Origin of the sequence: Bacteroides pyogenes, assembly GCF_014196225.1 — a bacterium.
GTDB classification, from domain to species: Bacteria; Bacteroidota; Bacteroidia; order Bacteroidales; family Bacteroidaceae; genus Bacteroides; species Bacteroides pyogenes_A.
The window spans coordinates 141,559-164,813 of the sequence record NZ_JACIDI010000004.1; the positions used below are offsets into that span (position 1 = coordinate 141,559).

15 protein-coding genes are annotated in these 23,255 nt (G+C 49.8%); 13 read left to right on the top strand and 2 right to left on the bottom strand.

Going from position 1 to position 23,255, the window contains the following annotated elements:
• Window position 1 precedes the first annotated feature (1 nt).
• The 12 genes from nusA to gpmI all read left to right on the top strand — a co-directional run bounded on the left by nusA (window position 2) and on the right by gpmI (window position 19,296).
• Entirely contained in the window at window positions 2-1,258 is a 1,257-nt protein-coding gene (nusA, locus tag GGR07_RS03975) for a transcription termination factor NusA (RefSeq protein WP_021646326.1), read from the top strand.
• 62 nt (window positions 1,259-1,320) lie between these two features.
• Window positions 1,321-4,308, top strand: coding sequence for a translation initiation factor IF-2 (gene infB, locus GGR07_RS03980; RefSeq protein ID WP_034542754.1), 2,988 nt, complete (start codon window positions 1,321-1,323; stop codon window positions 4,306-4,308).
• 170 nt (window positions 4,309-4,478) lie between these two features.
• The gene (locus GGR07_RS03985; protein WP_034542755.1) at window positions 4,479-5,009 is read left to right on the top strand and encodes a CvpA family protein; all 531 of its coding nucleotides are present in this window, start codon (window positions 4,479-4,481) and stop codon (window positions 5,007-5,009) included.
• Window positions 4,987-6,441, top strand: a complete 1,455-nt coding sequence (gene sufB / locus GGR07_RS03990; protein ID WP_034542756.1) for a Fe-S cluster assembly protein SufB — start codon at window positions 4,987-4,989, stop codon at window positions 6,439-6,441. The genes GGR07_RS03985 and sufB overlap by 23 nt, the downstream gene beginning before the upstream one ends.
• Window positions 6,442-6,460: 19 nt before the next feature.
• Window positions 6,461-7,189 (top strand): hypothetical protein, encoded by a 729-nt coding sequence (locus tag GGR07_RS03995; protein WP_034542757.1) that lies wholly within the window; start codon window positions 6,461-6,463, stop codon window positions 7,187-7,189.
• 38 nt (window positions 7,190-7,227) lie between these two features.
• Complete coding sequence (sufC, locus tag GGR07_RS04000; protein WP_021646320.1) at window positions 7,228-7,980, top strand: Fe-S cluster assembly ATPase SufC; 753 nt, start codon at window positions 7,228-7,230, stop codon at window positions 7,978-7,980.
• A 2-nt stretch (window positions 7,981-7,982) separates the two neighbouring features.
• Window positions 7,983-9,326 carry a Fe-S cluster assembly protein SufD gene (gene sufD / locus GGR07_RS04005; protein ID WP_034542795.1) on the top strand — a complete coding sequence of 448 codons (1,344 nt, stop codon included), beginning with the start codon at window positions 7,983-7,985 and terminating at the stop codon, window positions 9,324-9,326.
• A 48-nt stretch (window positions 9,327-9,374) separates the two neighbouring features.
• Complete coding sequence (locus GGR07_RS04010; RefSeq protein ID WP_034542759.1) at window positions 9,375-10,598, top strand: aminotransferase class V-fold PLP-dependent enzyme; 1,224 nt, start codon at window positions 9,375-9,377, stop codon at window positions 10,596-10,598.
• A gap of 404 nt (window positions 10,599-11,002) precedes the next feature.
• Window positions 11,003-13,375: a hypothetical protein gene (locus GGR07_RS13865; RefSeq protein WP_256680553.1), complete on the top strand. Its 2,373-nt coding sequence runs from the start codon at window positions 11,003-11,005 to the stop codon at window positions 13,373-13,375.
• Window positions 13,376-14,469: 1,094 nt separating this feature from the next.
• Window positions 14,470-16,674 (top strand): sodium-translocating pyrophosphatase, encoded by a 2,205-nt coding sequence (locus GGR07_RS04020; RefSeq protein WP_034543073.1) that lies wholly within the window; start codon window positions 14,470-14,472, stop codon window positions 16,672-16,674.
• Window positions 16,675-16,726: 52 nt separating this feature from the next.
• Complete coding sequence (locus GGR07_RS04025) at window positions 16,727-17,329, top strand: ribonuclease HII (protein WP_021647416.1); 603 nt, start codon at window positions 16,727-16,729, stop codon at window positions 17,327-17,329.
• Between the two features lie 449 nt (window positions 17,330-17,778).
• On the top strand, window positions 17,779-19,296 hold the full coding sequence (gene gpmI, locus GGR07_RS04030) for a 2,3-bisphosphoglycerate-independent phosphoglycerate mutase (RefSeq protein ID WP_034543071.1): 1,518 nt from the start codon (window positions 17,779-17,781) through the stop codon (window positions 19,294-19,296).
• Here the strand turns inward: gpmI and GGR07_RS04035 are convergent, their stop codons facing one another.
• On the bottom strand, window positions 19,297-19,848 hold the full coding sequence (locus GGR07_RS04035) for an NADase-type glycan-binding domain-containing protein (RefSeq protein WP_034543070.1): 552 nt from the start codon (window positions 19,846-19,848) through the stop codon (window positions 19,297-19,299).
• 460 nt (window positions 19,849-20,308) lie between these two features.
• On the opposite strand from GGR07_RS04035, the gene GGR07_RS04040 reads away from it, so the two are divergent.
• Window positions 20,309-20,890 carry a DUF3109 family protein gene (locus GGR07_RS04040; RefSeq protein ID WP_034543066.1) on the top strand — a complete coding sequence of 194 codons (582 nt, stop codon included), beginning with the start codon at window positions 20,309-20,311 and terminating at the stop codon, window positions 20,888-20,890.
• A gap of 234 nt (window positions 20,891-21,124) precedes the next feature.
• Here the strand turns inward: GGR07_RS04040 and gyrB are convergent, their stop codons facing one another.
• The gene (gene gyrB / locus GGR07_RS04045) at window positions 21,125-23,083 is read right to left on the bottom strand and encodes a DNA topoisomerase (ATP-hydrolyzing) subunit B (protein WP_021647404.1); all 1,959 of its coding nucleotides are present in this window, start codon (window positions 23,081-23,083) and stop codon (window positions 21,125-21,127) included.
• Between the last annotated feature and the right edge of the window lie 172 nt (window positions 23,084-23,255).

Here is a 23,255-nt window from a genome sequence, read left to right on the forward strand (position 1 = left end):
TATGGCCAAAAAAGAAGAGACAATCAGCTTGATTGACACATTTTCGGAATTTAAAGAATTGAAGAATATCGATAGAACTACAATGGTGAGCGTGCTCGAAGAGTCGTTCCGTAGTGTAATCGCGAAAATGTTTGGCACCGATGAAAATTACGACGTAATCGTAAACCCGGACAAGGGGGATTTTGAAATATGGCGTAACCGTGAAGTTGTGGCGGACGAGGAACTGACAAACCCCAATATGCAAATCTCGCTTACCGAAGCGCGCGAAATCGACGCCTCGTACGAAGTGGGCGAGGAGGTAACTGACGAGGTTATCTTTGCCAAGTTCGGGCGTCGCGCCATCCTTAATCTTCGTCAGACGTTGGCTTCCAAAATTCTGGAGCTGGAAAAAGATAGTCTTTATAATAAGTATATAGATAAGGTAGGAACCATTATCAATGCGGAAGTATACCAGATATGGAAAAAAGAGATTCTGCTTCTGGATGATGAAGGCAATGAATTGTTACTGCCTAAAGCCGAACAGATTCCGAGCGATTTTTACCGTAAGGGGGAAATGGCGCGTGCCGTAGTAGCGCGAGTGGATAATAAAAACAACAATCCGAAGATTATTTTGTCTCGTACTTCTCCGGTCTTTCTTCAACGGTTGTTCGAATTGGAAGTGCCCGAGATTAACGACGGGTTGATTACCATCAAGAAGATAGCCCGCATGCCCGGTGAACGTGCCAAAATAGCGGTCGAATCTTACGACGACAGAATAGATCCGGTAGGGGCTTGTGTCGGTGTAAAGGGTAGTCGTATTCACGGAATCGTTCGTGAGCTGCGTAATGAAAACATTGATGTAATTAATTATACGTCGAATATTTCGTTGTTTATCCAACGCGCTTTGAGTCCGGCTAAAATATCTTCTATCCGTTTGAACGAAGAAGAGAGAAAGGCAGAAGTGTTTCTAAAGCCGGAAGAAGTGTCGCTTGCCATCGGTAAGGGCGGATTGAATATTAAGCTGGCGAGTATGCTGACCGAATACACCATCGACGTGTTCCGCGAGCTGGATGAGAGCGTGCAGGATGAAGATATCTATCTCGATGAATTCAGGGATGAGATTGACGGATGGGTGATTGATTCCATTAAGTCTATTGGAATAGATACGGCGAAAGCGGTGTTGAACGCGCCTCGTGAGATGTTGATTGAAAAAACGGATCTGGAAGAAGAAACGGTAGACGAGGTTATTCGTATTTTGAAATCGGAGTTTGAGGAATAGTAACATTTACTGTTTCGTAAATAAAAAACAATCCGGCTCCATTTAATTATTAAATTTAAGATATGACGATAAGGTTAAACAAAGTTACAAGAGATTTAAATGTAGGAATTTCAACGGTAGTTGAGTTCCTGCAGAAGAAAGGGTATTCCGTAGAGGCTAATCCTAATACCAAAATTAGTGAGGAGCAATACGCTATACTCGTCAAAGAGTTTAGCACAGATAAAAATCTTAGACTTGAATCGGAGCGTTTCATTCAGGAACGTCAGAATAAGGATCGCAATAAAGCGTCGGTATCTATTGAGGGATTTGAAAAAAAATCGGAGAAGCCGAAGGCGGATGATGTGATTAAGACAGTTGTTCCCGAAGAAGCTCGCCCGAAGTTTAAACCTGTCGGAAAGATTGATTTAGACAATTTAGGAGGTCGGAAGATAGAAAAAGAGCCGGAAAAGAAAGAACAGCCTGAAGTTGGACAACACGAAGCAAGGGTTGAGGTGAAGAAAGAAGAAAAAGAAGAAGTTGCAGAGCTCGTTGTAAAAGACGAGGTGATAATGCAAGAGCAAGAGGAAACCAAGCCGGCGGAAGTAGTGAATGTGGTGAAAGAAATGAGTAAAGAGGAACCAAAAGTAGAAGCCTCGCCTGTAGAGGTAGAGAAAGACCAGGCTAAAGAAGACGGGAAGGCTGCCGATTCGGGTGAACCCGTTTCTGGAGAAGCAGATTCAAAGAATGACGGAATCTTCAAAATCCATCAGCCGGAACTGGGTGCAAAGATCAATGTTATCGGTCAAATAGACTTGGCAGCGTTGAACCAGTCCACCCGGCCGAAGAAAAAATCGAAAGAAGAGAAGCGTAAGGAACGGGAAGAGAAAGAGAAAATCCGCCAGGATCAGAAAAAACAGATGAAAGAAGCCATCATCAAGGAGATTCGCCGGGAAGACACGAAATTGTCGAAAGGCGGAAAGGATGCTGAGGCTGGGGGAAGTAAGAAGAAACGGAATCGCATCAATAAAGAAAAAGTGGATGTGGACAACGTGGCTACTTCTCATTTCGGAGGTTCGAGAGGTTCGGGACAAGGAAAGACTAACGGACAAGGCAGTGGCAAGAAGAGCCATGGCAAAGACCGCTTTAAGAAACCGATTATCAAGCAGGAGGTCAGTGAAGAGGATGTAGCAAAACAAGTGAAAGAAACATTGGCACGCCTTACGACTAAAGGAAAGAACAAGGCTTCCAAATATCGCAAGGAGAAACGCGAAATGGCTTCCAGCCGTATGCAGGAATTGGAAGATCAGGAAATGGCGGAAAGCAAGGTGCTGAAGCTGACGGAGTTTGTAACGGCCAACGAACTGGCAACTATGATGGATATCTCTGTCAATCAGGTTATCGCTACTTGCATGAGTATCGGAATCATGGTTTCTATCAATCAGCGTCTGGATGCCGAAACAATCAATATCGTGGCCGAAGAGTTCGGTTTCAAGACGGAATATATCAGTGCGGAAGTGGCGCAGGCCATTGTTGAAGAAGAAGACGCCCCGGAAGATTTGCAACCGCGTGCGCCTATCGTTACAGTGATGGGACACGTCGACCATGGTAAAACTTCATTGCTCGACTACATTCGCAAGGCAAATGTAATTGCGGGTGAAGCGGGAGGTATCACGCAGCACATCGGAGCTTACAATGTGAAGTTGGAAGACGGGCGCCGTATAACCTTCCTCGATACTCCGGGGCACGAAGCGTTTACTGCCATGCGTGCCCGTGGAGCCAAGGTGACGGATATCGCTATTATCATTGTGGCTGCAGACGACAGCGTGATGCCGCAAACCAAAGAAGCGATCAATCATGCAATGGCTGCCGGTGTGCCTATTGTGTTTGCTATCAATAAGGTGGATAAGCCGACCGCCAATCCCGACAAGATTAAAGAAGAGCTTGCGAACATGAACTTCCTTGTGGAGGAATGGGGAGGTAAATATCAGTCGCAGGACATTTCAGCCAAACAAGGCCTGGGTGTGGCGGAACTGATGGAAAAGGTATTGCTGGAAGCTGAAATGCTTGAGTTGAAAGCGAACCCTGACCGTAACGCCACGGGTTCTATCATCGAGTCTTCGTTGGATAAGGGACGCGGATATGTAGCGACAGTTCTGGTGTCGAACGGTACGCTGAAAGTAGGCGATATCGTTCTGGCGGGAACAAGCTACGGACGTGTGAAGGCTATGTTCAACGAACGCAACCAACGTGTGAAAGAAGCGGGACCGTCTGCTCCGGCACTGATTCTCGGATTGAACGGAGCGCCGGCAGCCGGTGATACGTTCCATGTAGTAGAGACCGACCAGGAAGCTCGTGAAATTACGAATAAGCGTGAGCAGCTGGCTCGTGAGCAAGGATTGCGTACACAGAAGATTCTGACTCTCGATGAGCTTGGCCGTCGTATCGCTTTGGGTAACTTCCAGGAATTGAACATCATCGTGAAGGGTGACGTGGATGGATCGGTTGAGGCGTTGAGCGACTCGTTGATCAAATTGTCTACAGAGCAGATTCAGGTGAATGTGATTCACAAGGGAGTGGGTCAGATTTCCGAATCGGATGTTTCTCTGGCTGCCGCTTCCGATGCGATTATCGTAGGATTCCAAGTGCGTCCTTCCACCGCAGCCGCCAAGATGGCAGAGCAGGATGGAGTAGACATCCGTAAGTACTCGGTAATCTACGATGCCATCGAGGAAGTGAAGTCGGCTATGGAAGGTATGTTGGCGCCTGAGTTGAAAGAACAGGTGACTGCTACGATAGAGGTTCGCGAGGTATTCAATATCACCAAGGTGGGTATTGTAGCCGGAGCGATGGTGAAGACCGGAAAGGTAAAGCGCAGCGACAAGGCTCGTTTGATTCGCGACGGTATCGTTATCTTCACAGGGAACATCAATGCGTTGAAACGTTTTAAAGACGATGTGAAAGAAGTCGGCACGAACTTCGAATGCGGTATCAGTCTGGTAAACTGCAACGATATGAAGGTAGGAGATGTTATCGAGACCTTCGAGGAAATTGAAGTGAAGCAGACTTTGTAACGAGAAAAGAGATAAGTTGCTGCTGTATGGCTTGATGCTGTTGTGGCAACATACTTATCTGTAAGGATAAAGGGTGGTAATGTGGTACTGTTTGCAGAACACCACCTTGCCACTTTCTTTTTATCCCTTACTCTTCTGAATTCTTTATCAATCGATATAACACAGCGGTAATGACTACAATTGACATAATCATCCTTTTCTTTATAGGTATAGGAGTAGTGACCGGACTGATGAAAGGATTCATCCGGCAATTGGCTTCCATTCTCGGGCTGATAGTAGGATTATTGGCTGCAAGGGCGCTGTATCAGGCTTTGGCGGAACGCTTATGTCCTGCACTGACAGATTCTATGACGGTGGCTCAGGTTTTGGCTTTTGTCATTATTTGGATAGCTGTACCGCTGCTCTTCTCGTTGGTGGCTTCGTTGCTGACAAGAGCGTTGGAGGCTGTTTCCTTAGGATGGCTGAACCGTTGGCTGGGAAGCGGGTTGGGAGCGATAAAATACATGCTTCTGGTCAGCCTTATGATCTTTGTAATCGAGTATATCGATGGTGATAATAAGTTAATCGGTGCAACAAAAAAGAAAGAGTCTGCGTTATACTATCCAATGGAAAGATTCGGAAAAATATTTTTCCCTGCCGCCAAAAATATGACAGAACAATATATATTAGAACATAAAGATGCAACAAGAAGAACCCAATAAATATGTAAAAGAACTTACGAATGAGAAGTACAAGTACGGCTTTACAACCGATGTGCACACCGAAATCATCGAGCGAGGGCTGAATGAAGACGTGATCAGGCTCATTTCGTCGAAGAAGAACGAACCCGAGTGGTTGCTCGAGTTTCGTTTGAAAGCGTACCGGCATTGGCTGACGCTGGAGATTCCCACATGGGCGCATCTCCGTATTCCTGAGATAGACTATCAGGCTATTTCGTACTATGCCGACCCCACGAAGAAGAAAGAGGGTCCGAAGAGCATGGATGAAGTAGATCCTGAGTTAATCAAGACATTCAATAAGTTAGGTATTCCTCTGGAAGAGCAGATGGCGTTGAGCGGGATGGCTGTGGATGCAGTTATGGACTCCGTATCTGTAAAGACCACTTTCAAAGAGACGTTGATGGAGAAGGGAATCATCTTCTGCTCATTCAGCGAAGCGGTACGCGAACATCCCGACCTTGTCAGAAAATACATGGGCTCGGTAGTCGGCTATCGCGACAATTTCTTTGCTGCATTGAATTCTGCAGTGTTCTCCGACGGATCCTTCGTCTATGTTCCTAAGGGTGTTCGCTGTCCGATGGAACTTTCCACTTACTTCCGCATCAATGCCCGTAACACCGGGCAGTTCGAACGCACGCTCATTGTGGCGGACGACGATTCTTATGTTTCTTATCTGGAGGGATGCACGGCTCCCATGCGCGATGAGAACCAGTTGCATGCCGCCATTGTGGAGATTGTGGTGCACGACCGTGCGGAAGTGAAATACAGTACGGTTCAGAACTGGTATCCGGGGGATGCCGAAGGCAAAGGCGGCGTATACAACTTCGTCACGAAGCGCGGCAACTGCAAAGGTGTGGACAGTAAACTCTCTTGGACACAGGTAGAAACGGGATCCGCCATTACTTGGAAGTATCCTTCCTGCATTCTGACCGGAGACAATTCGACAGCGGAATTTTACTCGGTGGCGGTGACGAACAACTATCAGCAGGCGGATACGGGTACCAAAATGATTCACTTGGGGAAGAATACCCGCAGCACAATTGTGAGCAAAGGTATTTCCGCCGGACACAGCGAGAACTCTTACCGGGGCTTGGTGCGTGTGTCGGAGAAAGCCGACAATGCCCGTAACTACAGTCAGTGCGACTCGTTGCTGCTGGGCGATAAGTGTGGAGCGCATACTTTCCCGTATATGGACATCCATAATGAAACGGCTGTGATAGAGCACGAGGCCACTACCAGCAAGATTAGCGAAGATCAGGTGTTTTACTGCAATCAGCGCGGCATTTCGACCGAAGATGCCATCGGCCTGATTGTAAATGGATATGCGAAAGAAGTGTTGAACAAACTGCCTATGGAGTTTGCGGTAGAAGCGCAAAAATTGCTCAGCATCTCGCTGGAGGGTAGTGTAGGATAAACAAAATCGAAGAAGAGAAATGAACGGACAACGGATAGGTTGGTTGTTGGTGTTGCTGCTTTCTTTCGGATCGGTTCGCGCGCAACGCTATACGGAGAGTGAACGCAGATGGAGTTTTCAGGGAACGATTGGCCCGGCAATATCTGTGCTTTCACAGCATCCGTCGCATCACAAGTCGTCAACCGGATTTACCGCAGCGTTGGGGGTCGAGTACTATCTGCCCGAAAGCCGGTTTTCGCTCAAGGCGGGTTATCTGAGTGAGGAGATTGATCTGACTTCCTCTGTGCAGAAGAATCTTACACAACTGGAGCTTGGCGGACGCTACTATATGTTTCCCGAGCACTTCTGGGTGCAGGCATACGGTGGACTTTCCGCAGCATGGAATTTCGGCTCCCGGACAGAAAGCGGAGTGATCGAACATTTCCATTATAATATGATTACCGAGAGGAGCGAGCTGAAACGTCAGGAGCATTATGATCTGAAGTCGCCTCGTCTTTCTCTGATGCCGGGCATAGGGTTGGAGATACCTTTGCTATCGTGTCTCATGCTTACTGTCGAATATCAGTTCCGTATGGGATTAGGTGCAAACCATACTGTGGAAGACCGGTCTTTCGCCCCTGTTCGTACCGACTATATACGTGCCAAGGGATTTCGGAACGGTTTGAACTTCGGACTGAAGATAGATTTTCCTTTTACTTTGACACAAGGGGATGGAGATACGATTTTCGACTGGATTTTCGGCAGATAGTTTTGAATAAGAAACAGATAAAATTAGATAAATAGACTATGTTAGAAATAAAAGATTTGCATGCCGGCATTAACGGCAAAGAAATATTAAAGGGAATTACCCTTACGGTGAAACCGGGCGAAGTGCATGCCATCATGGGACCGAACGGATCGGGAAAAAGTACGCTTTCTTCGGTGCTGGTAGGCAACCCCACTTTCGAAGTGACGAAGGGAACGGTAAGCTTTTACGGTAAGGATTTACTGGAACTGTCGCCCGAAGACCGTAGCCACGAAGGTATCTTTCTTAGCTTTCAGTATCCGGTGGAGATACCGGGGGTGAGCATGGTGAACTTTATGCGTACCGCCGTGAACGAACAGCGAAAGTATAAAGGTCTGCCGGCACTCTCCGCCAGCGAGTTCCTGAAACTGATGCGTGAGAAGCGCGCCGTGGTGGAGTTGGACAACAAACTGGCCAACCGTTCGGTGAACGAGGGCTTTTCGGGCGGGGAAAAGAAACGGAACGAGATATTCCAGATGGCGATGCTCGAGCCGCGCCTGAGCATTCTCGACGAGACCGATTCCGGTTTGGATATCGACGCGCTCCGTATTGTAGCCGAAGGCGTGAACAAACTGAAGACTCCCGAAACAAGCACCATTGTGATAACTCACTACCAACGCTTGCTCGACTATATCAAGCCCGATATCGTTCATGTGCTTTATAAAGGGCGCATCGTGAAGACCGCCGGTCCGGAGCTGGCTTTGGAACTTGAAGAAAAGGGGTACGACTGGATTAAGAAAGAGTTAGGAGAATGATGATGAACGCAGAACAACAATATATCGATCTCTTCACACATACCGAAGCCATGATATGCAAGCATAGCGCCGATGTGCTGAATGCGCCGAGGGCTGCCGCTTTCGCCGATTTCGAACGGATCGGATTCCCTGCTCGTAAAGTGGAGAAATATAAATATACGGATGTAAGCAAATGCTTTGAGCCCGACTTCGGCTTGAATCTCAACCGGTTGGATATCCCGGTAAACCCCTACGAAGTGTTTAAGTGCGATGTGCCCAATATGAGTACGGCTTTGTATTTCGTGGTGAACGACGCGTTTTACGGTAAATCGTTGCCCAAGCATCATTTGCCTGAGGGAGTGATTTTCGGCAGCCTGAGAGAAGCGGCGCAGCAGTATCCCGAACTGGTGAAGAAATACTACGGGCAGCTGGCTGATACTGCGAAAGACGGAATAACCGCTTTCAACACCGCCTTTGCACAAGACGGAGTCTTCTTTTACGTTCCCAAGAACGTGGTGGTGGAGAAGCCCATCCAGTTGGTGAACATTCTTCGCGGCGATGTCGATTTTATGGTCAACCGCCGGGTGCTGGTTGTCCTTGAGGAAGGGGCGCAGGCACGTCTCCTGATCTGCGACCATGCCATGGACAATGTAAATTTTCTGGCTACTCAAGTGATTGAAGTGTTTGCCGGTGAGAATACGGTATTCGACATGTATGAACTTGAGGAAACGCATACAAGCACGGTGCGTATTAGCAACCTGTATGTGAGACAAGAAGCAAACAGCAGTGTGTTGCTGAATGGTATGACGTTGCATAACGGAACCACCCGCAATACGACCGAAGTGGTATTAGCGGGCGAAGGAGCCGAAATCAACCTTTGCGGCATGGCGATTACGGACAAGAACCAGCATGTGGATAACCATACGGTGATCGACCATGCAGTGCCCAACTGCACCAGTAATGAGCTTTTCAAATATGTGCTCGACGAACAGTCGGTCGGAGCTTTTACCGGGTTGGTGCTGGTACGTCCCGGAGCACAGCATACCGCTTCGCAACAGACGAACCGCAATCTTTGCGTCACGCGCGAAGCCCGTATGTACACGCAGCCCCAGCTGGAGATTTACGCCGACGATGTGAAGTGTTCGCACGGAGCCACCGTAGGGCAACTCGACGAGAATGCCCTGTTCTACATGCGTGCCCGTGGCATTGCCGAGAAAGAAGCGCGTCTGTTGCTGATGTTCGCATTTGTCAATGAGGTGATCGACAAGATTCGTCTGGATCCTCTCAAAGAACGCCTGCACCTGCTGGTGGAGAAACGTTTCCGCGGCGAATTGAACAAATGTCAGGGATGCGCTATCTGTAAGTAATATCTGTCTAATTCAAATTTTAAGGTTCCTTTCCAAAGCATAATCAAGATGTACGATATACAAAAAATACGTGAAGACTTTCCGATACTGAGCCGGGAAATATACGGCAAGCCGCTGGTCTATCTGGATAACGGCGCTACGACACAGAAACCGCGTGTGGTGGTGGATTCGATAGTGGACGAATACTACTCCGTCAATGCGAACGTGCATCGTGGAGTGCACTACCTCTCGCAGCAGGCCACCGAGCTTCACGAAGCCTCGCGCGAGACGGTGCGGAAGTTCATCAATGCGCGCAGTACCAACGAGGTGATTTTCACGCGCGGAACGACCGAGAGCATCAACCTGCTCGCTTCGAGCTTTGGCGATGAGTGTATGCGCGAGGGCGATGAAGTGATTGTTTCGGTGATGGAGCATCACAGCAACATCGTTCCCTGGCAATTGCTCGCTGCCCGTAGGGGGATTGCCCTCAAGGTGATTCCGATGAACGATCGGGGCGAGCTGCTACTCGACGAGTATGACAAGCTTTTTACCGAGCGGACAAAGCTTGTCAGCGTTGTTCATGTATCGAATGTGCTGGGAACGGTGAACCCCATCAAAGAGATGATTGCCACCGCCCATGCGCACGGAGTGCCTTTCCTCGTAGATGCCGCGCAGTCCATCCCTCACACGGCGGTGGATGTGCAGGAGCTGGATGCCGATTTTCTGGTATTCTCCGGTCATAAGGTTTATGCGCCGACGGGTGTCGGAGTGCTTTACGGCAAAGAAGAGTGGCTCGACCGCCTGCCGCCCTATCAGGGAGGAGGAGAGATGATTCAGCATGTCTCTTTCGAGAAAACCACGTTCAACGAGCTGCCTTTCAAGTTCGAAGCAGGTACGCCCGACTATATCGGTACGACAGGTCTTGCCAAAGCACTCGATTACGTCTCCGCCATCGGCATGGAACAGGTGGCGGCTTATGAGCACGAACTCACCCGGTATGCCTTGCGCCGACTGAAAGAGATTCCCGGCATGCGTATTTTCGGCGAAGCAGCCGATCGCGGCGCGGTGATTTCTTTTCTGGTGGGGGATATTCATCACTTCGACTTGGGGACATTGCTCGACCGCCTCGGGATTGCCGTCCGCACGGGGCATCACTGTGCACAGCCATTGATGCAGCGGTTGGGCATAGAAGGAACAGTCAGGGCTTCGTTCGGACTGTATAATACCAAAGAAGAAGTAGATGCGCTTGTAGCCGGAATCGAACGGGTGAGTCGCATGTTGGGTGCATTCTGACCTGCTGCAGTCGCCTGTGCCGTTAAAAAAGTGTAATGCTTTGCTGCATATAGTGAAATATTCTTACCTTTGTTCTCGTATGTGCTTCCCCGCCTCCGGTTTTTGCCTCGTGTGCTGAGGGAGGCGTGTTGTTTGTAACATGTTATACCTATATATAATGTATATAACTCTGTATCCGAATTGTAAACCTTTCACTTCTTTTAACCGTCGGCATTTGGCGGTTTCGGATATTTGTATAACACACACACATGTAGACTTTTTGACGTACGCGCGCGAAGCTGTCGCGGGTACGTCGCCTCATATTACCGTCCTCGGCGGGGATCCCTGCATCCCTGCCGGGGACGTTTGCGTTTGCCCCATTGCTTGCGTAACTTATTTTTTAACCCCCTAAATACACAAGAATCATGAAACAGTATTTCATTGCAATCTGTATCGTGCTGCTGGCCCTGTCTTGCAGCGACGACTCGGGCAAGGGTTCTCTCCCTACGCCGCCTGCCCCGCCTGCTGAGGCGACTCTCACGCTGATGATTCCGGGCTTCCGCTCCGCCTCCGAAACGCGGGCGGGCGTGCATGAGGAGCAGATAAGCGAAATCGACGTGCTGCTGTTCCGCAACGTATCCGGCACGGAGCGTGTTGCCGCCATGCTCACGGTTCCGGCTACTTCGCTTCACGGCACGGGTACTCCGGGCGAGGCGAGGCTCACGACGAGCATCCCTGCGGGAGAATACTCTCGCCTGGCATTGGTGGCGAACGCCCATACGGAACTGACCGCCGCCGGCATCACCGCCGGCACTTCCGGTACTCCCGGCTCTTCCTACACCGACCTGCGGAATGTGCAGACCTTCGGGCGTTACGGCAACCTCGGGTTCGGTCCGGACAAGACCATCCCCATGTACGGTGAGTACGCCCCTGCGGGCGGCATCAGTATCGAGGCGGGCGTATCGAAAGTATTCCCCGGCACGATGGGGCTTATCCGCTCGATGGCGCGGGTGGACTTCGTGAATCAGGAGACCTCGCCGGACTTCGTGATCGACAGAATAGATTTCGTCAACGTGGCGTGGAACGGCACTGTGTATGTAGACCCTGCGGTTTACGGTGTCGACGCCGGAGCTGGTGGCGGCGGCAGCGGCTACCTTTCGCCTACGTTGCCCGCCTCGGGGTTGAGTTCGGCTCCCGGCAGCCAAAATGCGACCAGTCTTGTGTTTATCGATTGGAGCAGCCCGCATCACACTTACTACCTGTACGAGCAGCCCATCTCAGGAGCTCCCGCCCTCGTCTACGATAATATCACCCGCCCTCGTATCGTGCTTTGGTCCAAATACAAAGGAAGGAAAACGTGGTATTCCATCGACTTCACTTGGGACGGTGTGAAGGGTGGCGGCACGGCTCCCTACACCAAGGGCACGCCCATGCCCATTCTGCGTAATCACCGCTACGTATTCACCATCAAGGAGGTGAAGGGGCCGGGCTATGGCTCGCGGGAGGAAGCCGTCAACACTTCCGAGATACTGACCAACCCGAATATTACCGTCCAAACGCACGTGATAGACGAGGCATACACCGACGTAACGTTCAACAATCAAGGCTTCCTTGCCGTATCGCGCACGGCGATGGCGCTCAAAGGAGCTCACACCACTGCGAGCACGGACAACAAGGTAGAGGTGCTGACCAACGTTGCGGGCGGATTTCGTGTGTGGCCGTTCAACAATAATGGTACAGAAGTGCCTGCGGGAGGTTGGTTAAGTCCGAGCACGGTAAGCGGCTCGGCGAACGCGAATACCACCCTGCAGGCGATTACCAATGGGGCCGGAAGAAATAAAGGTTATTTGGAAGTGCGCGCCGGACGGCTGTACACGAAAGTGAATGTGGAGCAGATTTGGAAGTTGCCGCTCGAATACGTGGCGGAGTATAACTTGGCCGGCGGTTTCCAGTATGGCGCTTCCTTTTCGGGGATTTACCCCCCGGGCGGTCCTGTTCCTCCCGTCACTGCCGCCCAGACTGATGGCAACCTCCGTTGGGCGACGAATCACGATGCCGATCAGAGCGGTTATTACAATTGGTATGTTTGTAAAGGTTTTCATCAAGCTACTTACAATCCTAATACAAAGAAACTCTTTGAAGATGCTTTCTTCACTTCCGGCCAAGGTAAAGGATACCATTTGCCTTCCATTCATGAGTGGCATGCTGTAGCGACCTTTCATGGCACTAGTATTTATTTTGGTGAAGCTCAGTTTCTACCTAATAGAGAAGTGCAGTTGGAGTTTTGTGGCATTAAATTGTCTGTCAGAGATGATTATTTTTCCACCGGAAATGGCATCGGTTATGCTTTGCGTTTCAAGCAGGGGTCGTTTATACCCTATCCTGATTTCCCTCCTGCCCCTGATAACTCTATGGCTTGCGCTTATCGTTACCAGCGGCTGGGTAGTGGTAATACGGCTCGTTTGAAGGTTCAGTGCGTTTACGTGGGCAACATAGTCCCTTTGCCCGATTTAAAGACGGTGATTGCCCGCGAATCTTGGTGGAACGCTCATGCTTCCGAGACCATTACTCGTGAATTTGCCATGTTCTCCGGTCGAATCGATCCTGCCATCCCGTCGACATCCGCAGGTAAGCTTGTATTAAGGGGCGAAAGAGGGCTATATTGGTCGGCAACGACGCCGTATTCCGGTGCCGCAACATATGCCTATGCCATGAGGATATTCACTATTGGCATAAGTACAGGTAATACTGAAAATTCTGAATATGGCTATTCCGTGCGCCTGTTCTCCGATGAATAAGCAAAAGCGGCGCATGCCCGTCTCGCCCGCTGGAATTTGTCGATGTTCCCCTCGCTCGTGGCGGGGGGATTCCGCAGGGAGGGGAGAATTTCGCTGAGGAGGGAAGTTCCACGAGGAGGAGGTTTCGCAAGGTAGAGGTTTCGCGGGGATCCTCTCCTTGATCGGGAACTTCTCCTCCGTAGGGGAGTCTCTTCTCCGCGGGGGCTTCCCTGCAAGGGACGCACAAAGAAACATCGTCGCCCGGTGCCGAAGGGGGTTGGCACCGGAGCGGCGGATGGGGAGGGAAGGCTGTCGGGAGGGGAACCGGCAGCCGGGGAGGGATGGCACGCCGAAAGGGAAACAGCCCATCATGAGGGAAAAGTCGCCGGAAGGAAGGCTGCCGGGAGGGACGGTTGCCGGAAGGCACTTGATTGCTTGATGAGAGGGGATTATTCCTATCGGTGAACAACCGGCGGATAATCCCCCAAATCATGGAAATGAACCCGGAGGCGGATCGCAAAAACAGGCAGTCGGGAGAGAGGTGTACACAGTCCGTCACTGAGGATACTACGGTCCGTCACTGAGGATACCACGGTCCGTCACTAAGGGTATCTCAGTCCGTCACTGTGGTCGGACTGCTTCGGAGCGTGTTTCCGCCGATATTTTTTCAAAGCCGTGCCTGACATAGGGAAGCATCCGACAGGGAAGCGGAAATGGTAAACATTTCGTACAGACGGGGAGGGGACAAGTTTCCGCCGGAGGAGGGAATGTCGACATCGGACTCTCGAGGATGCCGAGATCGGACTCTTGACCATGTCGAGGTAGGCACCTTGACGATGTCGAGTCGGGCACCTCGACCATGTCAAGGTAGGCACCTCGGCAAAACGGCTCTACAAGCGGTTGTAGGGCATGTCCCGGTATCGGGGAGGCGGAGAGCGCGGGGGAAATCTGCCGCTTCATTATTTGTTTACAAATGCAAGGCTCCGTCGAGGCATGTTCCGGCGGCGGACGTAAGATTATCGCGGGGTGCGGACTGATTTATCCTTCTTTTCCCTTGCTTTTTTCACCGGGCTTGCTTACTTTTAGGCATCGTTAAACCTATTAATTTTAATTCTATGGACGGTTTTCTTTTTTGGATTGTTCCGGTCGCATCCGTACTGGCGCTTTGCTTTGCGTATTATTTCCATAAGCAGATGATGAAAGAGAGCGAGGGTACTCCTCAAATGGTGAAGATTGCAGTGGCGGTGCGCAAAGGGGCGATGTCTTATCTGAAGCAGCAATATAAGATTGTGGCTTATGTTTTCTTGGGATTGGTAATACTGTTTTCGATTATGGCTTACGGCTTCCATGTGCAGAACGCATGGGTTCCCGTGGCATTCCTCACGGGCGGATTCTTCTCCGGGCTTTCGGGCTTTCTGGGAATGAAGACGGCAACGTACGCTTCGGCGCGCACTGCCAATGCAGCCCGAAACTCGTTGAATGCCGGACTGAGAATCGCTTTTCGCAGCGGGGCGGTGATGGGATTGGTCGTAGTCGGTCTGGGACTACTCGATATTTCTTTTTGGTATCTGCTGCTCAACGCGGTGATTCCCGCCGATGCGCTGTCGCCCACCCATAAGCTGTGTGTGATTACCACCACGATGCTGACGTTCGGCATGGGAGCTTCCACGCAAGCGCTCTTTGCCCGTGTGGGCGGAGGTATCTATACGAAGGCCGCCGATGTGGGCGCCGACTTGGTGGGAAAGGTGGAGGTCGGTATTCCGGAAGACGATCCGCGCAATCCGGCAACGATTGCCGATAATGTGGGCGACAATGTGGGCGATGTGGCAGGCATGGGCGCCGATCTGTACGAGTCGTATTGCGGTTCTATATTGGCAACCGCCGCGTTGGGGGCTGCCGCCTTCATCCACTCCGAAGACACGGTGATGCAATTTAAGGCGGTGATTGCCCCGATGCTGATTGCTGCGGTGGGAATCTTGCTTTCCATCATCGGAATCTTCTCCGTGCGCACCAAAGAGAACGCCACGATGAAAGACCTGTTGGGTTCGTTGGCGTGGGGTACGAATTTGAGTTCGGCGCTGATTGTAGTCGCCACTTTCCTGATTCTTTGGTTGCTCCGGCTCGACAATTGGGTATGGATCTCCTGCTCGGTAGTGGTCGGCCTATTGGTGGGTATCATCATCGGGCGGTCTACGGAGTATTATACCTCCCAGTCGTATACTCCCACGAAGAAACTGAGTGAAAGCGGCAAGACCGGTCCGGCTACCGTAATCATCTCCGGTGTCGGTCTGGGGATGCTCTCTACGGCCATTCCCGTGATAGCCGTCGTGGCAGGTATCATCGCTTCTTATCTGCTGGCTTCGGGAGGCGACTTTGCCAATGTGGGAATGGGACTTTACGGAATCGGCATTGCCGCTGTGGGCATGCTTTCTACGCTGGGCATTACGCTGGCTACCGACGCTTACGGACCGATAGCCGACAATGCGGGTGGAAATGCCGAAATGTCCGGGTTGGGCGAGGAGGTGCGCAAACGTACCGATGCGCTCGATTCGCTTGGAAACACGACGGCAGCCACAGGCAAAGGCTTTGCCATCGGCTCGGCTGCGCTTACGGGACTGGCATTGTTGGCTTCTTACGTCGAAGAGATACGTATCGGACTCAACCGCCTCGGTAGCGTCGACCTTACGTTCCCCGGCGGAGAAACCATTCCCGTAGCGAAAGCTACGTTCATCGACTTTATGAATTACTATGAAGTGAACCTGATGAATCCGAAAGTGTTGGCAGGAATGTTCCTCGGTTCGATGATGGCGTTCCTCTTCTGCGGGCTGACCATGAATGCCGTAGGACGTGCGGCAGGACACATGGTGGATGAAGTGCGGCGGCAGTTCCGCGAGATAAAAGGAATCCTCACCGGCGAAACGGAGCCCGACTACGAGCGTTGCGTGGCAATTTCCACCAAGGGAGCGCAGCGTGAAATGGTAGTTCCTTCGCTTATCGCGATTATCGCTCCCATTCTGACGGGACTGATCTTCGGTGTTCCCGGCGTGTTGGGATTGCTTATCGGCGGACTGAGCAGCGGTTTCGTGCTGGCTATCTTCATGGCCAACGCAGGCGGTGCGTGGGACAATGCGAAGAAATACGTGGAAGAAGGAAACTTCGGAGGTAAGGGCAGCGAGGTGCACAAAGCCAATGTAGTGGGCGATACCGTAGGCGACCCGTTTAAGGATACTTCCGGTCCCAGTCTGAACATCCTTATCAAGCTGATGAGCATGGTAGCTATCGTAATGGCAGGACTAACCGTTGCTTGGAGTTTGTTCTAAGCATTCGTGATTTTTTTTCATATCTTTGCACCCGGTTGAAAACGAACGAGGCATGTTATTATCATATTTAAATGAGAACTTGATAGAGGCCGGTTGCGATGAAGCGGGAAGGGGATGTCTGGCAGGAGCGGTGTATGCCGCCGCAGTCATACTTCCGAAGGATTTCCGGAACGAATTGTTGAACGATTCGAAGCAGTTGACCGAAAAGCAGCGGTATGCGTTGCGTGAGGTGATACAGCGCGAGGCAGTCGCTTGGGCGGTGGGGGTAGTGACTCCCGGAGAGATTGACAAAATCAATATCCTGCGTGCCTCTTTTCTGGCTATGCACCGTGCTGTCGACGCGCTTGCGGTTCGTCCGCAGCATCTGCTCGTCGACGGAAATCGGTTCGATAAATATCCTGATATTCCGCATACCACGGTGGTGAAAGGCGATGGGAAGTTTCTTTCCATCGCTGCCGCTTCCGTGCTGGCGAAAACGTATCGCGACGATTACATGAACCGCCTTCACGAAGAATATCCGTTTTACGACTGGAATCACAACAAAGGCTATCCTACTTCCAAGCATCGTGCCGCCATTGCCGAGCGGGGAGCGACTCCCTATCACAGAATGACTTTCAATCTGTTGGGGGACGTACAGTTGAGGCTTGATTTCTGATCCTCAAATGCTCCGCCTATCTTGGGTTCTGCATTGAAAGCACGTGCAGTTGAGGCTTGATTTCCGATTCCCAAATGCTCCGCTTATCTTTGGTTCTGCATTGAAAGAACGTGCAGTTGAAGCTTGATTTCCGATTCCCAAATGCTCCGCCTATCTTGGGTTCTGCATTGAAAGAGCGCGCTGTTGAAACTTGATTTCCGATCTCCAGATGCTCCGCTTATCTTGAGTCTTGCATTGAGAGAACGTGCTGTTGAAGTTTGATTTCCGATTAGTGCGAATTATCCACTATTCAAAGCCTGCTCTTTTTAAGAACCTATCGCCATTCGTCAACCGAAAGACTTATATCGGTAATGCTCTGTTTCTTAACATGGGTTAACCTATTACGTTCTCAACTTTTTGTACCTTTGCAGTCGGAAAATCAAGAGTATAAATCAAACATTTAAATAGCTATGAGTAAAAAAGCTCTATTAATGATCCTCGACGGATGGGGATTAGGCGACGGGAAGAAGGATGATGTAATCTCCAACACTCCCACCCCTTATTGGGACTATCTGATGAAGACTTATCCTAACTCGCAACTTCAGGCAAGCGGCGAGAACGTTGGTTTGCCCGACGGGCAGATGGGAAACTCGGAGGTAGGACATCTGAATATCGGTGCCGGACGCGTGGTTTATCAGGATTTGGTGAAAATCAATCGTGCTTGTGCGGATAACAGCATTTTGAAGAATCCGGGTATCGTATCCGCTTTCTCTTATGCGAAAGAAAAAGGAAAGAGTGTTCACTTCATGGGATTGACTTCCGACGGCGGGGTGCACAGTTCGCTGGATCATCTGTTCAAGCTTTGCGATATTGCGAAGGAATATGGCATTAACAATACATTTATTCACTGCTTTATGGACGGTCGCGATACAGACCCGAAGAGCGGAAAGGGATTTATCGAGGAGCTGTCGGCGCACTGCGACAAGTCGGCAGGCAAGATTGCTTCTATCATCGGCCGCTACTACGCGATGGACCGCGACAAGCGTTGGGAGCGAGTGAAAGAGGCTTACGACTTGCTGGTGAACGGCATAGGAAAGAAAGCGATGAATATGGCACAGGCTATGCAAGAGTCTTACGACGAAGGCGTGACCGATGAGTTCATCAAACCGATAGTGAATGCAGGCTTCGACGGAACCATTAAGGAAGGCGATGTTGTGATCTTCTTCAACTATCGTAACGACCGTGCGAAAGAGCTGACCGTAGTGCTTACACAACAGGACATGCCCGATGCGGGCATGCGCATTGTTCCGGGCTTGCAGTATTACTGCATGACTCCGTACGACGCTTCTTTCAAGGGTTTGCATGTGCTGTTCGACAAAGAAAATGTGGACAACACGTTGGGAGAATATCTCTCTTCCAAAGGATTGAAACAACTTCATATTGCCGAAACGGAGAAATACGCTCACGTGACGTTCTTCTTCAACGGCGGCCGGGAAACTCCGTACGAAGGAGAAGATCGTATCCTCGTTCCTTCTCCGAAAGTGGCTACTTATGACTTGAAGCCTGAGATGAGTGCCTACGAGGTGAAAGATAAATTGGTGGCTGCCATCAATGAAAATAAATACGACTTCATTGTGGTGAACTTTGCCAATGGTGATATGGTGGGGCATACGGGTGTGTACGAAGCCATCGAGAAAGCTGTGATTGCCGTGGATGCCTGCGTGAAAGATGTGATCGAAGCGGCGAAAGCTCAGGATTATGAGGCTATCATCATTGCCGACCATGGTAATGCCGACCATGCGCTGAATGAAGACGGAACTCCGAACACGGCTCACTCTCTGAATCCGGTTCCGTGTATTTATGTGACTGAAGCGAACAAGGGAGCTAAGGTGGCCAATGGTCGTCTGGCTGATGTGGCTCCTACTATCCTGAAGATTATGGGGCTGCCCGTTCCTGCCGAAATGAGCGGTAAGGTACTGATCGGCTAATCATCTGCAATGGCATGTCGTCGGTCCGACAACGCGCGACCGATAAGCAGATAAATACATGTGCGACACTTTACGTCTGGAAAAAACGGTAAAGTGTCGCATTGTTTTATGTGTTATCTTCGTCAGGTCCAATCCTGTTGCTTTTCTGGCCGCCAAGTGAAGCAAGGCATACGGTTTGTAGTCGACATACATTTTCAGCAGTTTCACCCGCGAGTTCTTTTGCCATACCAGCGGTTGCCTTCGCTGATGATAATGGCGTGTTCGTTGTTTTACTCGCGAGTTGTTTCGCCATGTCTCGTCGGATTTGCTGTATCCTTTTATCACGATAACTTTGATGATACGCGGATTGGTGGGAGGAAAGCAGTAAATCAGGTTTTCGCCGATGCCATCTCCCTGAACGCCTTCCACCCAAGCGGTTTTGTAGCTCAAATCGTGTGCATTCTTGGCAGCATACGGAATGCCGTGATGAGGCTTCAACTCTAATGAGGCGGCTATTTTACCTCGTTCGCAGGCGCAATAAAAACCGCAATCGGCTCCTAAGATGTCCACCATTGCTGGATTTTTGTTCGCTTACTCGTCCTATAAAACCGCAACCTACTCCTAAGATGTCTACCATTGCCGGATTTTTGCCCGCTTGCTCGTTCTATAAAACTGCAAGGGACTCCGGATATGTTTCCCATTGCCGGATTTTTGTCCGCTTACTCGTCCTATAAAAACTGCAACGAACTCCGGATACCTCCAAATAATTCTCTTTTCGCTTTACTTGCTCGTTCGTTTTTAGCTTCTTGTTAAACAAGGCTTCTTTGTTGCTCCTTAATTCGATGCTTTTCCCTAATACCGATTTCAATGTTTTCCAGGCTTGCGCTTGGCAAGACAATGTTCCCGATAATAACAGCAATATGAAGGTTTTCTTTTTCATGATCAGTTTCGCCTGCATGGAAATATCCCTTTAAAGACAAGTATTTGCTGAAATCTTTGTAAATTTGCACCTCTAAAAAAGATTGAGGAGTTTATGATTCAGATAGATGATGTAGTGGTCAGCTTGGATGTGTTGCGCGAGAAGTTTCTTTGCAACTTAGAAGTCTGCAAGGGGGAATGTTGCATTGAAGGCGATGCCGGCGCACCGGTAGAACTCGATGAAGTGCAAAAGTTGGAGGAAGTGCTGCCCATCGTGTGGGATGAGCTTGCGCCGGAAGCCCGTGCCGTGATTGAGAAACAAGGTGTGGTGTATACCGATGAAGAAGGCGATTTGGTGACTTCTATCGTAAATCGTAAAGATTGCGTATTTACTGCCTACGATGAGAAAGGGTGCTGCTATTGCACCATTGAGAAGGCTTTCAGAGAAGGTAAGACCGACTTTTATAAACCTGTGTCATGCCATCTTTACCCTATCCGCATCGGAGATTACGGTCCGTATAAGGCAGTGAACTATCATCGTTGGGATGTGTGCAAGGCAGCCGTGCTGCTGGGAAAGAAAGAGAATCTGCCTGTCTATAAGTTCTTAAAAGAACCGTTGATCCGTAAGTTTGGCGAGGCATGGTACAGGGAACTCGAACAGGCTGTTGAGGAACTGAAAAGGCAAAACTATCTTTAATCTCAAATTCTGTTTTATTCGGGAATCAAAATGTAGCGGTCTATTAAACTCTGCTTCTGGGAAAAATTTAAAGCCACTGTCTATTTCTGAGTTCAGCGGAATATTAGTGGGGACTACGCATAAATCGTTCCTGTAGAATGAAACAGAGAGCGCCGGCTACGAAAGGGAAACTTTCGAGCCGGCGCTTCTTCGCTGTAAGATGCGAGGTTGGTTTATAAAAACGTGTGATTAAAATTATGCGTCGATATTTGCATACGTTGCATTTTCTTCGATAAATTCACGGCGTGGCCCAACATCTTCGCCCATCAACATGGAGAATACATAATCGGCTTCCGCCGCATTGTCGATGCTTACTTGTTTCAACATACGGTTTTCCGGGTCCATGGTCGTTTCCCATAACTGTTGGGCGTTCATCTCACCCAAACCTTTGTAACGCTGCGTATGGATAGCGTTTTCAGAGCCGCCTCCGTAAGTGTCGATGAATTTCTGACGTTGCGCATCCGTCCAGCAATACTCTTCCGTCTTGCCTTTTTTACAAAGATAGAGCGGGGGAGTAGCGATATATAAATATCCGTTTTGGATAATCTGCGGCATATACCGGAAGAAGAATGTCATAATCAGCGTGTCGATGTGCGAACCATCGACGTCGGCATCGGTCATGATAATAATTTTGTGATAACGCAGTTTTTCGATATTCGCCTCTTTGCTATCTTCCTCCGTTCCGATGGTGACACCCAACGCGGTGTATATATTACGTATCTCTTCGCTCTCCAAAGCTTTGTGATACATTGCTTTTTCCACATTCAGAATCTTACCGCGCAACGGAAGGATGGCTTGAAACATACGGTTTCGCCCTTGTTTGGCCGTACCTCCGGCGGAGTCTCCCTCGACGAGGAACAGCTCACATTTTTGCGGATCTTTGTCCGAACAGTCGGCGAGCTTACCGGGAAGTCCGCCTCCCGACATCGGCGATTTGCGCTGTACCATTTCACGTGCCTTACGTGCCGCATGACGTGCCGTAGCAGCCAGAATCACTTTGTCTACAATGATCTTTGCTTCTTTCGGATGTTCTTCCAGATAGTAAGTGAGGGCTTCGCCTACCGCCTGATCTACCGCTCCCATCACTTCGCTGTTTCCCAGCTTCGTTTTGGTCTGTCCTTCGAACTGAGGTTCCGCCACCTTTACCGAAATAACGGCTGTCAGTCCTTCACGGAAGTCGTCTCCGGCAATCTCCACTTTCACTTTTTCAAGCATCTTGCTGTCTTCGGCATACTTCTTCAGTGTGCGGGTCAGCGCGCGGCGGAATCCGGATAGGTGTGTTCCTCCTTCGATGGTGTTGATGTTGTTGACATACGAGTGTACGTTTTCGGAGAATCCCGTGTTGTACATGATTGCTATTTCGATGGGAACGCCTTGTTTCTCGGTGTTCAGATAAATCACGTCATTAATTAAATGTTCGCGCGAAGACTCGATAAAACGAACGAACTCTCTCAGTCCCTCTTCTGAATAGAAGTTCTCGTTTTTGAAACTTCCGTCCTCGTTTACCACGCGGCGGTCGGTCAAAGAGATGCGGATGCCGGCATTCAGATAAGCCAGTTCGCGCAGGCGTGAAGCAAGTATTTTGTAGTCGTACACCGTCTCGGTGAAGATTGTCGTGTCGGGCCAGAATTGTTGGCGCGTACCTGTTTCGGTAGTTGTCCCGACTTCCTTTACGGTATAAAGCGGCTTGCCTATTTCATATTCCTGCTGATAGATCTTTCCGTCGCGGAACACCTGAGTGATCATGTGTGTCGAAAGGGCGTTTACGCAAGACATACCTACGCCGTGCAGACCTCCGGATACTTTGTATGATCCTTTGTCGAACTTTCCTCCGGCGTGCAGCACGGTCATCGCTACTTCCAATGCCGACTTTTTCTCTTTTTCGTGATAGTCTACCGGGATTCCGCGCCCATTGTCCTGTACGGTGATTGAATTATCTTCGTTGATGGTTACTTCGATGTGGTCGCAATATCCGGCCAGCGCTTCGTCGATGGAGTTGTCTACGATTTCGTATACCAAGTGGTGAAGTCCCTTTACGCTGATGTCTCCGATGTACATCGCCGGGCGTTTTCTTACTGCTTCAAGACCTTCCAATACTTGGATACTATCCGCCGAATAAGCTCCGTTATTGGGAGTGATTTGTTCTTCGCTCATAATTGTCTTTCTAACTTTAATAACAGAGCAAATATAGTGAAAAATATTCAGTCGGTAAAGAATAAAAAGTGAAAAATAAAGAATGGGGAATGCTGGCGGTCGATATGTTTTCGAAGCGAATCCGGTTTTCTTTGAATCGGTTGCTTCCTTGGCAGTTTATGTTCGTGAAAAT